Origin of the sequence: Pacificoceanicola onchidii, assembly GCF_004804335.1 — a bacterium.
Lineage (GTDB): Bacteria > Pseudomonadota > Alphaproteobacteria > Rhodobacterales > Rhodobacteraceae > Pacificoceanicola > Pacificoceanicola onchidii.
The window spans coordinates 198,715-212,284 of the sequence record NZ_SRXY01000003.1 but is presented as its reverse complement, the minus strand read 5'-3'; the positions used below and the strand labels follow the sequence as shown (position 1 = coordinate 212,284).

General features: G+C 62.9%; 16 protein-coding genes. 2 read left to right on the top strand and 14 right to left on the bottom strand.

Annotated elements, in window-relative coordinates:
- Positions 1–67 precede the first annotated feature (67 nt).
- Together purB and E4662_RS09255 are read left to right on the top strand one after the other, a co-directional pair.
- A complete protein-coding gene (gene purB, locus E4662_RS09260; RefSeq protein WP_136441254.1) occupies positions 68–1,375 on the top strand; it encodes an adenylosuccinate lyase in 1,308 nt (435 codons plus the stop codon).
- A 445-nt stretch (positions 1,376–1,820) separates the two neighbouring features.
- Positions 1,821–2,033 carry a hypothetical protein gene (locus E4662_RS09255; protein WP_136441253.1) on the top strand — a complete coding sequence of 71 codons (213 nt, stop codon included), beginning with the start codon at positions 1,821–1,823 and terminating at the stop codon, positions 2,031–2,033.
- A 16-nt stretch (positions 2,034–2,049) separates the two neighbouring features.
- On the opposite strand, the gene E4662_RS09250 is transcribed toward E4662_RS09255, so the two are convergent.
- The 14 genes from E4662_RS09250 to E4662_RS09185 form a co-directional block, all read right to left on the bottom strand.
- On the bottom strand, positions 2,050–2,721 hold the full coding sequence (locus E4662_RS09250; protein WP_136441252.1) for a cysteine hydrolase family protein: 672 nt from the start codon (positions 2,719–2,721) through the stop codon (positions 2,050–2,052).
- Positions 2,718–3,722, bottom strand: a complete 1,005-nt coding sequence (locus E4662_RS09245; RefSeq protein WP_136441251.1) for a phosphotransferase enzyme family protein — start codon at positions 3,720–3,722, stop codon at positions 2,718–2,720. Before E4662_RS09245 ends, E4662_RS09250 begins: the two co-directional genes overlap by 4 nt.
- Before the next feature lie 18 nt (positions 3,723–3,740).
- Positions 3,741–4,511: a 3-oxoacyl-ACP reductase FabG gene (gene fabG / locus E4662_RS09240; RefSeq protein ID WP_136441250.1), complete on the bottom strand. Its 771-nt coding sequence runs from the start codon at positions 4,509–4,511 to the stop codon at positions 3,741–3,743.
- 17 nt (positions 4,512–4,528) lie between these two features.
- Positions 4,529–5,341: an ABC transporter permease gene (locus E4662_RS09235; RefSeq protein ID WP_136441249.1), complete on the bottom strand. Its 813-nt coding sequence runs from the start codon at positions 5,339–5,341 to the stop codon at positions 4,529–4,531.
- Entirely contained in the window at positions 5,341–6,195 is an 855-nt protein-coding gene (locus E4662_RS09230) for an ABC transporter permease (RefSeq protein WP_136441248.1), read from the bottom strand. Before E4662_RS09230 ends, E4662_RS09235 begins: the two co-directional genes overlap by 1 nt.
- Positions 6,195–7,265 (bottom strand): ABC transporter ATP-binding protein, encoded by a 1,071-nt coding sequence (locus E4662_RS09225; protein ID WP_136441247.1) that lies wholly within the window; start codon positions 7,263–7,265, stop codon positions 6,195–6,197. Before E4662_RS09225 ends, E4662_RS09230 begins: the two co-directional genes overlap by 1 nt.
- A 62-nt stretch (positions 7,266–7,327) precedes the next feature.
- The gene (locus tag E4662_RS09220) at positions 7,328–8,461 is read right to left on the bottom strand and encodes an ABC transporter substrate-binding protein (RefSeq protein WP_136441246.1); all 1,134 of its coding nucleotides are present in this window, start codon (positions 8,459–8,461) and stop codon (positions 7,328–7,330) included.
- Between the two features lie 46 nt (positions 8,462–8,507).
- On the bottom strand, positions 8,508–9,137 hold the full coding sequence (locus tag E4662_RS09215) for a microcompartment protein (RefSeq protein ID WP_136441245.1): 630 nt from the start codon (positions 9,135–9,137) through the stop codon (positions 8,508–8,510).
- A 26-nt stretch (positions 9,138–9,163) separates the two neighbouring features.
- Positions 9,164–9,442, bottom strand: coding sequence for a BMC domain-containing protein (locus E4662_RS09210; protein WP_136441244.1), 279 nt, complete (start codon positions 9,440–9,442; stop codon positions 9,164–9,166).
- A 19-nt stretch (positions 9,443–9,461) separates the two neighbouring features.
- Positions 9,462–9,710 (bottom strand): EutN/CcmL family microcompartment protein, encoded by a 249-nt coding sequence (locus E4662_RS09205; protein WP_136441243.1) that lies wholly within the window; start codon positions 9,708–9,710, stop codon positions 9,462–9,464.
- A complete protein-coding gene (locus E4662_RS09200; protein ID WP_136441242.1) occupies positions 9,707–10,141 on the bottom strand; it encodes a hypothetical protein in 435 nt (144 codons plus the stop codon). The genes E4662_RS09205 and E4662_RS09200 overlap by 4 nt, the downstream gene beginning before the upstream one ends.
- Positions 10,141–10,752 (bottom strand): BMC domain-containing protein, encoded by a 612-nt coding sequence (locus E4662_RS09195; RefSeq protein ID WP_136441241.1) that lies wholly within the window; start codon positions 10,750–10,752, stop codon positions 10,141–10,143. Before E4662_RS09195 ends, E4662_RS09200 begins: the two co-directional genes overlap by 1 nt.
- Positions 10,749–12,272 (bottom strand): aldehyde dehydrogenase family protein, encoded by a 1,524-nt coding sequence (locus E4662_RS09190; RefSeq protein WP_206080281.1) that lies wholly within the window; start codon positions 12,270–12,272, stop codon positions 10,749–10,751. Before E4662_RS09190 ends, E4662_RS09195 begins: the two co-directional genes overlap by 4 nt.
- Positions 12,272–13,564 (bottom strand): class-III pyridoxal-phosphate-dependent aminotransferase, encoded by a 1,293-nt coding sequence (locus tag E4662_RS09185; protein ID WP_206080280.1) that lies wholly within the window; start codon positions 13,562–13,564, stop codon positions 12,272–12,274. Before E4662_RS09185 ends, E4662_RS09190 begins: the two co-directional genes overlap by 1 nt.
- Between the last annotated feature and the right edge of the window lie 6 nt (positions 13,565–13,570).

The window sequence follows — 13,570 nt, the reverse complement described above, 5'->3', positions numbered from 1 at the left end:
CCCTTGTTCGTCTCGGGCGCTCAGTCTAGAAGGCCCGCAATCCCGAACTCAACGCGAAAGTCTGCCGATGATCCCCCGTTATTCCCGTCCCGACATGGTCGCCATCTGGTCGCCGGAAACCAAGTTCAAGATCTGGTACGAAATCGAAGCGCATGCTTGCGATGCTCAGGCCAATCTGGGGGTTATTCCAAAGGAGAACGCCGAGGCGGTCTGGAAAGCCAAGGACGTGGAGTTTGACGTGGCGCGCATCGACGAGATCGAGGCCGTGACCAAACACGACGTGATCGCCTTCCTCACCCACCTTGCAGAACACGTGGGCAGCGAAGAGGCACGGTTCGTGCACCAGGGTATGACCTCCTCGGACGTGCTCGACACCTGCTTCAACGTGCAGTTGGTGCGCGCCTCCGACATTCTGATCAAAGACCTCGAAGGGCTGCTGGCCGCGCTGAAAAAGCGCGCCTATGAGCACAAGGACACGGTCCGCATCGGCCGCTCCCACGGCATCCACGCGGAGCCGACCACCATGGGTCTGACCTTCGCCCGCTTCTATGCCGAGATGGACCGCAACCTCAGCCGCATGCGCGACGCTCGGGCCGAGATTGCCACCGGCGCGATCTCCGGCGCCGTTGGCACTTTTGCCAACATCGACCCTGCGGTGGAAGAGCACGTCTGCGATCAGATGGGTCTCGTGCCCGAGCCGATTTCGACGCAGGTCATCCCGCGTGACCGCCACGCAGCCTTCTTTGCGACGCTGGGGGTGATTGCGTCTTCGATCGAGAACATCGCCATCGAGATCCGCCACATGCAGCGCACCGAAGTGCTGGAAGCCGCCGAGTTTTTCTCCATGGGGCAAAAGGGCTCGTCCGCAATGCCGCACAAGAAGAACCCGGTTCTGACCGAGAACTTGACAGGCCTCGCGCGTCTGGTGCGTATGGCCGTGGTCCCGGCGATGGAGAACGTGGCGCTCTGGCACGAGCGTGACATCTCGCACAGCTCGGTTGAGCGCAACATCGGACCGGACTGCACCATCACGCTGGACTTTGCGCTGGCGCGCCTGACCTCGGTGATCGACAAGCTTCTGGTCTACCCGCAGAACATGCTCGACAACATGAACAAGTTCCCCGGTCTGGTCATGTCGCAGCGCGTGCTGCTGGCGCTGACGCAGGCAGGTGTGTCGCGTGAAGATGCCTACCGGCTGGTGCAACGCAACGCGCTGAAGGTCTGGGACACTCGCTCGGACTTTCGCGAGGAGCTTCTGGCGGACGAAGAAGTGCGCGCGGCGCTCTCCGAGGAAGAGATCAACGAGAAGTTCGACCTTGGCTACCACACCAAACATGTCGACACGATCTTTGCCCGGGTGTTCCACGAGGACTGAAGGATTTCGCCCCGGCAACGCCGGGGCGACCCGCGCGCCTTCGGCGCGGTTTCAGCGCTGAACCTGTTTCGTGGATGGGGTGGCTTGGCCTGAAGCGGTCATTGAGAGGACGCGTCCCGGACTTGATCCGGGACTTCTCGGCTAAAGCACAAGCCGCGCCTATCGACGGGCCGTGGTGCGGCGATGCACCCTCTGAACCCCTCGATTTATCCCTGCCACTGGCGCGCTAAGCTGGTGTGGCTCGATACGACAACCCAATCGCCGTGCCGCGGGAACGGCCCGTCGATAGGCGCGGCGGCCTGCGGCCTTGATTCCGCGCCTCTGTTGAGGGGAATGTCCGCTCAAGGCCACTACATCCTACATAGAACCGCCTCTGGACGCAGGCGGGATCTGATGTGACAGTCGGGGTGCGGGGCAGAGCCCCGCCCTACGGATCGGAGGAGACATGCCCAAACGCTTTCGCCTGACGCGGCGGTTTCAGGTTGCCATGACCGAGGACGGGTATCGCGGCCTGCGGCGGTTTTCAGACGCGGCGGGGCTGGACGAGGGAGAGGCGCTCTCGTTCCTGTTCGAGCATTTTGACAGCGTGACGGATGAAGACGCGCTGGCGCATCGGCTGCGCCTGTTCAATGCCGAGCTTGAGGCGCGCAAGCGCTGAGGCAACCGCCCGGCGGCTACCCGGCCACAAAACTCTTCACCTCGACGGAGCTGACCACGTGGCAGTAGATCATGTTGATGATCTCCAGTTCGTGCCGGTGCAGCGCCTCGGTGGCGGCGGCGCAGCAGTCTTCGACAACAACCACCCCAAAGCTTTCGTCACACAGCGAGCGCACGGTGGAGCTGACGCATTGGTCGGTGAAGATCCCGGCGACAATTACATCACGAATCCCCATGTTGGACAGGATCAGCCGCAGGTTTGTCCCGGTCAGGGCGCTGTCGGTTGTCTTGGTCACCACGATTTCATCGCCCTTGGGGGCCAGCGCGGGCACAATCTGGCTGTCTTCGCGGTTTTTTGGCAGGAGCAGGTGGTTGAAGCCGGGTTTCTTCTGACTCAGGGAGCGGTCGCGGCCATCGTCCTTGTGGCAGGCGATGCGGGCAAAAAGCACCTCGATCCCCTTGCCCCGCGCCCAGTCCATCAGCGCGGCGGTGCCCGGAATGACGGTTCCGTGCATCCTGTCGAAGAACGGCTGCCAGCGGGCCGCTTCGGCCGGATCAGACGGTGTCTCAAGGTAGGTGTTCTGGACGTCGATCACCAAAAGCGCGGTTGCCTCCGGATCGAGCGTGATGTCCTCGGGCGGTTCCGCGTTCTGGTAGTAGAAGCTGCGAAAGGCGGTTTTCCAGCTCATGCCAAACCGTCCATCCAGGTCTGCCCCAGCCGCGCGGTGGTTGCGGCGAAACCGGCGGCGAGGGCCTGTGGTTCGGGCGCTTCGATATGGCTGCCGATCCATGCCAGAAGGGCCATGCGGCGAAGCATGATGAAGGTGTCGATCTCTGCCAGATCCGCAGCCGCCAGCGGGCGAACAGATTGATAGCCCGCGATCCATGCGGCCTTGCAGGCGGGAATGCGCGGATCGTCCTCCATGAAGCTGATGGCGGCTGCGAAATCATACAGGAACCAGCCAAAGCCGCAGTCGTCGAAATCAATCAGACGGGTGCCCTCGGCATCAACAAGAAGGTTGGCCAGCCGCATGTCCGCATGGATGAGATTGTAGCGCTCCGGGGCCTTGCCGTAGGCATTGAGACGGCTGCGGATGGTCCGTTCAACCTGTTCGAGAATGGCGCGGACCTCCGGGGTGACTTCGGGTGCATCGCGCCAGTTGCCCCAGGTTGGCGCGGCACCAAAGACCGCGTCCACGTCCCAGGTCAGCCGCTCGAACGGCGCGGGCCGGGTCCAGGACAGCACGTGCTGGTGACAACGGGCGGCGATGACGCCGAGCTCTTCGAAACCGGCGCTCATGTCGCCGCTTTCATCCGGCGGGCTGCCCGCAACGAAGTGGAACAGCACCATGAAGCGCGGCTCGGGCAGTCCGGGGGCGCGGGCCTGCTGGATCGCCGCGCCGTCCTTGCCGGTATAGTAGCCGGGAATGGTGACCACATCCGCCGCGCCCAGCGCGTCGATCCAGGCCAGCTCGCATTCGATGGCCCGGCGCGTGTGATAGCCTTCGCGGTGAATGCGCAGGATCGAGCGATGCCCGCCGGAGGCTTCGACAAGGTATGTGGCGTTCTCGGAGACGTTGATAAGCCGCGCCGTGGCGTCCTGCGGCAGATCCCAGAGCGTCAGCGCGTCATTGGCCAGCCCGTTCAGGTGGCCGAGCAGCTCTTCGAGCGGCATGTTCGATCCGTCCATTGCGTCTGTCCCCTCTGCTCAGATTTCTTCGATGGCTTCCAGCGATTCCGGGATGATCTGACCACCATCCACCACGATCTGCTGTCCGGTGATATAACCGGCCTCGTCCGAGGCAAAAAACAGCGCGGCATTGCCGATGTCTTCGACATCCCCGAGGCGTTTGAGCGGGATCGAGGCAGCCATCGTGTCGAGATACTCCTGCCCGAGATCCTGCAGTCCTTCGGTGTAGATATTGCCCGGCATGACCGCGTTGATCGTGGTGCCATAGCGCGACAGTTCCATCGCGGCGGTCTTGAGAAAGCCCAGCTGACCGGCCTTGGATGCGCCGTAATGGGACCAGCCGGGAAAGCCTGTGACCGGGCCTGTGATCGACGAGGTGAGCACAACCCGGCCCTTCCCGGCCCTTTCGAAATGCGGGATGGCGGCTTTCACGCAAAGAAAGGACGAACGCAGGTTCGTCGCCATGACACCGTCCCATTCCTCCGGGTCCATGTCGACGATCTTGGTCTGAGGAAAGGCCCCGGCGTTGGCGCAAAGCACGTCCAGCCCGCCCTGCGCCGCGGCGGTGGCGTCGACCATGGACTTGACCGAACCCCAGTCCGAGACATCGCAGGTTGCATAGCGCACATCGCCCTCAATCTCGCTGGCGGCGGACTTGAGATCGGCCTCGTTACGCGCGGCGATGGTCACCTGTGCGCCCTGCCGGGCAAAGACCGTGGCGATGCCGCGGCCAATGCCTTTTGAGCCGCCTGTCACAATAACGGATTTTCCCTTCAGTGATGTCAGCATGGTCGTCTCCTTTGTGTTCAGTGTTGTGCCGCGCGGCTGTCCCGTATGGTTCTGATCAGCCAGCCGAAGGCGAAGGCGGTCAGGATCAAAAGGATCGAGCCGACAACCGACAGGATACCCAAGGTCGGCACAAGCGGCGAGTATCCCGAGACCATCTTGGCATAGAGCCATTCCGGCAGGGTCGAATCTGCGCCCGTGGTAAACAGGGACAGCGGAAAGTTGCCCCAGCTCAGAAGAAACGCAAACAGCCCCGCCGAGACCAGCCCCGGCATCAGCAGCGGCAAGGTGATTTCACGCAGGATGGTAACGGTGTTCGCGCCCATGTCCCGCGCTGCCTCTTCCAGGGCAGGATCAAAACTGTAGGCGCGAATGGCGACGATCAGGGTGGCGATCGGAGCGATCCAGACCAGATGCGCCACCACGGCGGTTTTCCAGGACGGGATCACCCCCAGCGCGTTGAACCACATCAGCAGGGCCAGCCCCAGCACCGTTTGCGGAAAGAAGATCGGCAGCAGGATCAGTTTCTGGAAGGTCGAGCGATAGCTCCAGTCATAGCGCGCAAAAGCCAGCGCGCCGAAAAAGGCGATCACAACCGACAGGATCGTCACGATGGCGGCGACGGAGAGCGAGGTCAGCAGAAGATCCCGCACCGTACCGCTTTCCAGAACCTCGCCGTACCATTTGTAGGAATAGCGCTTGATCGGGAAACTCAGGTAGCGCGCCTTGGACACGGAGGCGAAACCGACGGACACCAGCGGCAGATACAGCAGCGCGATGACCAGCAACCCGTAGATCAGCAGAACGGCGCGGGTGAGAGCGGATGCGGGCATCAGCGTTTCCTCCCCATGATCTTGTCGAGATCGACGCGAGAGACGCCGAAAAGCGCAAGCGATCCGATGATGACGATGAGAATGACCGACAGGGCAGAGCCGAGCGGCCAGTCCTGTCCGAAGGTGAAGGCGGTTTCGATGTCATCGGCGATGGTGATCACCGCCTGCCCGCCCAGAATTTTCGCCTCGGCCACCGCCCCCGCGGCCAGCACAAAGCTCAACAGGCAGCCCACCACGATGCCCGGCGCAGCCAGCGGAATGTCGATCTGGGTGAAGATCTGCCAGCGGGTGGCCCCGAGGTCCGCCGCCGCCTGACGCGCATCATCCGGCACCATGGAAATGCCCTGCGCCAGAGGAAACAGCATGAACGGCAGGTAGACGTAGACCAGCCCCGAGATGATAATCGGCACACCGTAGAGCGGGCTGTCAAAGCCGTTGCCGGTCCATGCGCGGATATGGCCTTCGATCAGGCCACCTTTCATCAAGGTCAGGACCCAGCCGAACAGGCGGATGTTTTCGGACACGAACAGGCTCATCACTACGGCGATGGTCAACACCAGCGTAAACCCTTTGAAGACCTTGGCCATGCCGAAGGCCAGCGGCCAGCAGACCACCAGAAGCACAAGAGTTGAGGCCAGCGCCATGCCCAGCGACCACAGCAGCGACTTGTAATAGCCTTGCTGGAAAAACACCGCGTAGGCCGAGAAATCCGGCGCGTTGGAGAGGCTGAAAACCTTGGGTGGCATGATCGAGAACAGGGCAACAACGATGAGCGGCGCGAAGAACGCCATGGCGAAAATCGCCAACATCGGCAGCGAGGACAGATAGCCCAGTTTGTTGTTCAGCTTTTGCATCAGCGTTCCGCGATCAGGTGCGTGTTGGCGGCATCAAACCCCAGCGTGACATCAGAGCCGAGGCGGACGGAGGCGCGATCCTCGCGTAGTTTTTCGACGGTGATGATCTGACCATCGGTGGTTTCGACCTCATACTGGATCCGGGAGCCGAGGGCGTACTCTTCCAAAAGCCGACCGGAGATGGCGTAATCAAAATGGCTGTCCGCATCGCCGAACTGCACGTATTCGGGCCGGACCATCAAAAGCCCCTCTTCGCCGTCCGCCAGTTCGGTCTGCCGCGCCTCCGGCCCGACACTCAGGCCCGCGCCGGTCAGCGTGCCTGCGCCGCCGGTGACTTCGAAGAGGTTCACCTCGCCCATGAACTCCGCCACGAAGCGGCTGACCGGGCGGCTGTAGATGTCATCGGCCACGGCAATCTGCTCGAACCGGCCCGCTTTCATGATCGCGATGCGGTCGGACATTACCATCGCTTCTTCGAGCGAATGGGTGATGTAGACAAAGGTCTTGCCGGTGCGGTGGTGCAGGTCTTTGAGCTCTTTTTCCAGCGTCTTGCGCAGCCGGTAATCGAGCGCCGAGAGCGGCTCGTCAAAAAACAGGATCTCGGGATCGAAGGCCAGCGCGCGGGCAAGCGCGACGCGCTGCCGTTCGCCGCCGGAGCATTGCGAGATCCGCTTGTCATAGTAGTTACGCGGCAGGTGCAGAAGGTCCAGCAGTTCCAGCGCGCGCGCCTTGCGGGCCGCAGGCGCGACGTTGCGCAGCTTGAGCGGGAACTCGATGTTCTGCCCAACGCTCATATGCGGAAACAGCGCCAGCGACTGGAACACCATGCAGGTGGGGCGCAGGTTGGCCGGGGTTTCGTCGATCCGCTCGCCGCGCAGCCAGATTGCGCCGTCCGTGATTTCATCCATCCCGACAAGCAGACGGATCATCGTCGATTTGCCGCTGCCGGAGGGGCCGACGATGGTGAAGAACTCACCTTCGTTGATGTCGAGGTCGACCCCGTGCAGGGCCGTGAAGGTACCAAATGTCTTGACGACGCCTTGAAGACGCAAAAGAGCGTTTGAAGCCATGGGGTCTCTCGCATGATGGCGCGCGGCGCCGGGAGCGTTCGCCGCGCGCGATTTCAGGCAGATCAGGAACGACGCGCCTGTGTGTAGATGTCGATCAGCGTGTCGTAGGAGGCGACGACCTCGTAATCGAGTGATCGGGCCATTTCTTCGGAGAGGCTGTCCATCTGGATGGCGTCCAGCTCTTCGGCATCGAACAGCGCCATGACCTCGGGATTGCCCATCTGGCTGACCGGGTTGTAGGTGCCTTCGGTGAAGGCCACCGCCTTGGACGCCTCCGCCCCCTGAACGTAGTCGAGGAAGTCCTCGGCCAGCGTGCTGGGGTCCGGGTTGTTCACGGCAGAAGTCAGCTCGACCCACACAACGCCGCCTTTGCCGTCCACCGGACCGCTGCGCGGCGTGATGGCACGCACATTTGTGGCCCCGTCGTAGCGCGCGGGCGAGGCAGTGTAGGTGCCGCCGGTGAAATAGGCGTCGATTTCGCCATTGATCAGCGCGGTGTTCATCGCCACCAGATCATCGGTCAGCAGCTTCGCCCCGCCAAAGATCGCCTCGGCGGTGGTTTTGAAAATCTCCAGATCGGCCCCTTCAACCGGCGCAAACGGGTTCAGCCCCGCCGTCAGGCACATGTGGTTGACGTTCCAGTTGTCATAGGTCAACACGCCGTAGCGGTCTTTCATCGCCGGATCGAGGAACAGGTTCCAGCCCTGATCTTCGGCCATGTCGCGGCTGATAACATCGGTGTTGACGACAAAGCTGAACGGGCCGTAGCGCTGCGGCATGCCGATCAATTCGCCATCGCCCGCAAAGGCCAGCGGATAGTCCTGGAACTCCGGCAGCATGTTGTCGAAGTGCGGCATGAACCGCTCCTTGTTCAGCGGTTTGATCAGACCTTCGGGATAGAGCTGATCGCGCGCCCAAGGCTGGTTCACGTTGATCAGGTCCCAGACGTTGATCTCGCCGGCGCGCAGCTTGTTGATCATGTCCGGATCGGAGGTGCCGCTTTCGGCGCGCACGGTTGATCCCGCCTGCGCCGCTCGGAACGGATCAAGGATGGCATCGGAGTTGTAGCCTTCCCAGCACAGGATGTTCAGCTGGTCATTGCGGCTGGCAAAGGCCGGTCCGGCCAGCGGGCCAAGCGCCGCGGCCCCGCCGAGGGCTGCGGTGCGGCTCAGAAAGTTCCGTCGTGACAGTGTCATGTTCTCTACTCCTTTGCTGGTTTGGCTTGGGCCGGTGCTTTTGTGTTCAGCCCTTTCGTCCCTTGATGGTGCCCAGGACCTCGGTGATCCGGTCCCGGGCGATGGTCATTTGCTCGACGCTGCCCGACAGGAAGACGCGCCCGGTTGCGCCCATCATCTGCACGTCGTTGATGGTCAGCCCCGGCGCTGCCTTTTCCGCTTCATTGGCGGCAACACAGGCAAACAGCGCAGGCGCCATTTCGTAGATCAGCAGCGCCACGCCGGGCACGAGGATCGAGCCATCGCGCGAACGGTTCAGGATAATGGCGTGCTGATCGGACAGGTCTTCGATGATGTCGTGATAGAGCACCGTCGGGGCCAGCTGATCGCTGGCCTTGGCTCCGATCCCCTTCAGGATCGCTGCGCCCGCCGTATCCAGATCCGCCATCTCGTCCGCATGCAGTTCCAGCAGCCCGAACTGCCGTTCGGTGAACAAAATGCCCGGCTCCATGTCCGGCGCGGCCTTCAGCGCCAGATCCGCAATGCGGTGAATACTCAGTGCCGGGGCGACCTCGATGATCAGCGAGTTCTGCCCCTTGAATGGCGGGTAGGCCCGCGCGCGGGTTGGCGATGACAGGTAGGCCGCGAACTGCGGCTGAAGATCAGCGATCGGGAGATAAACGCGCAGTTCGGTCATGTCTTGCCACCACCACCCTTTGCTGATCACTTCGCCGCTTCGAAGTGCTTGCCCAGATCGCCATGCGGGCGCGGGATGACATGCACCGCCGTCACATCGCCAACCGCGCTGGCCGCCTGCGCGCCCGCCTCGGTGGCGGCCTTGACCGCGCCGACGTCGCCCTTGACCACGACGGACACGAGACCGCCGCCAACCTCGTTGCGCGCCACGATCTCGACATTGGCGGCCTTGACCATCGCGTCGGCGGCAGACAGCGCCGGCACGTAGCCTTTGGTTTCGATCATTCCGATTGCCAGATTTGCCATGGGTTTTCCCTTCCAGAGCTTACTTGTCAGTTGTTTCGTCAATTGAGCCGATGATCAGCGCATCCACCGGGGCGACGCGCCCGGTGAAATAGGCAGCGGCGACCGAGCCTTGGGTGATCAGCACCGCTTCGTCGGTGGCGCAGCCCAGCGGGTCAAAGGCGATAAGCCGCCCGCCGCCGTCCACTTCCACCTCGAGCAATGCGCCGCAGGGCAGTGTGTCCACATGCCGCGAGGACCAGATTTTTCCCTTCACGCGCCCTTTGATCATGTCTCTATCCTCTCAATCCGGATGCCTTTGCGCCGTGCTTCGTCCTTGGCCAGGGGCGTGAGCCGTGCGTTCTGCGGCACGCGCAAGGGCCCTGCCCCGAACCGCGCCAGATCGGCCTCGGTCACCAGTTTCTGGTCGAGCATCGGAGCCACGGGTTTTGGCTCTGTGCCGACCGGGATCGGCGCGGCGGGAAGGCTTGGCGCGTGCGCCACAGGTGCGGCTCGGTCCAAAGCAAAACGGATCTCGCCGCTCTGGACCCGGCTTGCAAAATCCGGTGTCGACAGCCGTTCCAGCAGGTGCCGGGCAAAGGCGGTGAGATCGTCCGACGTCTCGATGCGGACGGTTTCGACATGCGGCCCGGCCTGCTCCGCCAGCAGCGCGGACAGCTCCTCGCGCAGGATGGCGCGGATTTCGTCGCGTATGGCTGACATCAGACCGCCCCGACATCGCGCAGGGCCTGTTCCGCCGCATTGCGCGCGTTGCGCACATCGGCCTCGGTCCCGGCGAGGTAAACCCGACCATTGGCACCGATCATCCGCATGTCGATCACCTTGATGTCGGCCTCCTTCTCGGCCTCGTTGCAGGCGAGAATGGCGTAGGCCGCCGATTGGCATTCGAGCAGGTAAATGCTGTCCCCGCCAATAACCATGGAGCCCAGCTTGTTGCGGTTCATCAGGAAGGCGTGCTGATCGTCCACATTGGTGACCAGCTTCGAGGCGAGGATTTTTGGCGGAGCCACGTCCTGCATCGTCTTGCCCAGCGCATCGAGGATCGCAGCGGCACCGGAGTGCACCTCGGCGGTCGAATGGGCGTGGAACTGCAGCGTGCCGAACTGCCGTTCGACCACCAGCAGGCCCGCGCGCACCTCGGCGCTTTTGAGCACGATGTCGGTCAGGGCCTCGACGTCCAGACCGGGCGCGATTTCGACAATCTGCGCGGCCATGCGCAGCCGTGGCAGGGTGCCCCGCATCCAGGTCGAGATATAGGCCAGCGTTTGCGGCTGCAGCTGGTCGATGAAGATCGAAGCGCGAAGATCGGTCATTCGGATGCGCCTTTCAGACTGCGGAGTTCTTCTAGGATCATGGCGCGCAGCGCGTCCCGGTTCAGATCGGGTTCGGCGGCGGAGGCAGTTGTGGCCGCCATGACCGGAACCGGAGCCGAGGCCGGTTTGCGGGCTAAAGCCTCGATATCCAGCGCAGAGAGATCGGCAGGCACGTCGCGCCCGAAGGCGATGCGGGTCCAGTGCACGAGATGCTGCGGCCCGACGTTTTCCCCGACCGAAGAGCGCCCGGCAAAGCCTGTCCCGATCATGAAGGCGGGCGGCAGATGGGTGGCAAAGCCCGCAGCGCCCTGACTGCAGGGCGCGTTGACCACAACCCGGTTCACCGGCACGGCGCTGGAATAAGCAATCAGACGCCGCTGATCGGTGCCATGGAAGGCCGCTGAATGCCCTGCACCGCGTTTCGCCGCCTGCGCCGCGAAGGTCACGGCCTGATCGAAATCCGTGGCGGCGGTCAGGGTCAGCACCGGGCAGAGCTTTTCCCGGAAGAGCAGGTCGTCCTGACCCGGATGCTCGACCACGGGCACCAGAATTTTCGCGGCGTCGTTCGCGCGGATCCCGGCCTGTTTCGCAATCCAGACGGCGGATTTTCCAATGGCCTCGGCGTTGAACGCTCCGTCCTGCCATAGGTAGTCCCGCAGCCGGTCAGTCTCATCGGCGCTGCAAATGTGCGCGCCAGCGGTGCGCAACGCGCGCTCCATGTTGCCACGGTTCTGCTGCTGGGTGAGGCAGATGCTTTCGTTGGTGCACAGGATCGAGTTGTCGAAGCTTTTGCTGTCGACAAGGCAGCGCGCCGCCGCATCCACCGCAGCGGAAGGATCGACATAGGCGACCGCATTGCCCGGCCCGACGCCCAGCGCCGGGTTGCCCGAGGAATAGGCCGCCCGCACCATCGCCGTGCCGCCGGTGGCCATGATGACGTTGACCTTGTCCGAGGCCATGATCTCCTCGACCAGCGGGACCGAGGGCTCTTCGACACATTGGATCAGGCCCGAAGGCGCGCCGGCCGCTTCGGCGGCAGCGGCCAGATGGCGCGCGGCTTCGGCAGAGCAGGTCTTGGCCAGCGGATGCGGGCTGAGCACGATGGCATTGCGGCTCAGGATCGCCAGCATCGCCTTGTAATAGACTGTCGCAACCGGGTTGGTGACCGGTGCAAGGGCAAAGACAACACCGGCGGGGGACGGCAGTTCGATGATCTTGCGGTCCGCATCCACACGCGGCGAGACCAGATCGAGATCACGGTAGTGGTTCAGCAATTCGAAGGTGCACAGCTGGTTCTTGAGCGTCTTGTGCGCCACCACGCCATAGCCCGTTTCGCGCACTGCTGCTTCGGCGAAATGACCGGCCTTGTCATGGCCTGCTTTTACGACGGCCCCGGCGATGCGCAGCACCGCGTCGCGGTCAAAGCTGCGGTAATACTTCGCCGCCCAGGCGGCGCGCACCACCTTCATCCGCGCCGAGGACAGGTCCCGGTCCGGGACGTTCAGACGCGCCATATCCATCACCACGTCCTCCCCATCTCGCTCAGCAACTGGCGCGCACGGGGCATGGCGGTGTCAAAGCGGTCGATGATTTCCTGGCACAGGTCCACATCCTTCAGGACCCCCGGCTTGAATTGCAGAACCCGCTTGTCGAGCGACGAGAAAATCGCCCAGACCCCGTTTTCATAGAGTGCCCGCGACACGGCGACGGCCCCCTCGGGGTGATCAAACTCCAGCCCCAGAACCACGCCGCGCTGGCGCACGCCACAGAAGATGTCGCTGTGCCGGGCCATCATCTCGGCCATGGACTGGGCAAAGAAGCGGGCCACAAAATCGATGTTCGAGACAGTCTCGGGCCGTTGCAGCATCTCGATGACATGGTGCCCCACAAGACAGCCGAGTTCGGAGCCGCCCGCTGTCGAGATATGCGCCGCGCCGTCCTCGACCTGCCACTGACCGCATTCTTCGGTCACCATGCAGGCACTGATCGGATAGATGCCGCCGCCCAGTCCTTTGCCGCAAACGAAAATGTCCGGTTTCAGCCCGTAGCCCTGCCAGCCCCACATGACACCGGTGCGCATCAGCCCGGTCTGTACCTCGTCCGAGATGAACTTGGCACCGTATTTGTGGCACAGGTCCTGACAGGCCTTGAGATATCCCTCTTCCGGCATCGGAAAGCCGTAGGTCGCCGGGATGGTTTCGATGATGAAGGCCGCCACGTCGCCATTCTTCAGCACACGTTCCAACGCGTCAGGATCGTTGAACGGCACCTGGATGAATTCTTCGGGGCGGTCGGCCAGGAAAATCTTGCTGAAGCGCTCGTCCCCGGTGGCGACGGACAGGCCGGAGTGGCCATGGTAGCCCTTGATGATGGAAACGATCTTCTTGCGCTTGGTCGCATAACGGGCGGTCTTGATGGCCAGCTCTACCGCCTCTGCCCCGCCCGCGCCGAAGATGGCGTATTTCATGTGCGGCGCGGTTTTGACCAGCTTCTCGGCAAAGGCGGCGCGCGCCACTGACGGGAACCAGTGGTTGCCCATGTCGAAGTAATCCAGCCCGGATTTCAGCACCTCGACAAGCTCCGGATGCCGGTGGCCGAAATTGTAGGTGCCACCGTTGAGATGCAGATCGATCAGGGTTTTGCCCGACATGTCATGCAGCCGGTACCCCTCGCGGCGGTCAATCACCATCGGGGTTCCGGCGTCCTGCCAGAATTTGACCTTGCCGGGATTCCAGTATTCCGCCGCCTTGCTCAGCAGCTCGTCCTTGGACGCAAAAGAGAAGTAGCCGTAGTTGAACACACGAATCTCCATCGAAGT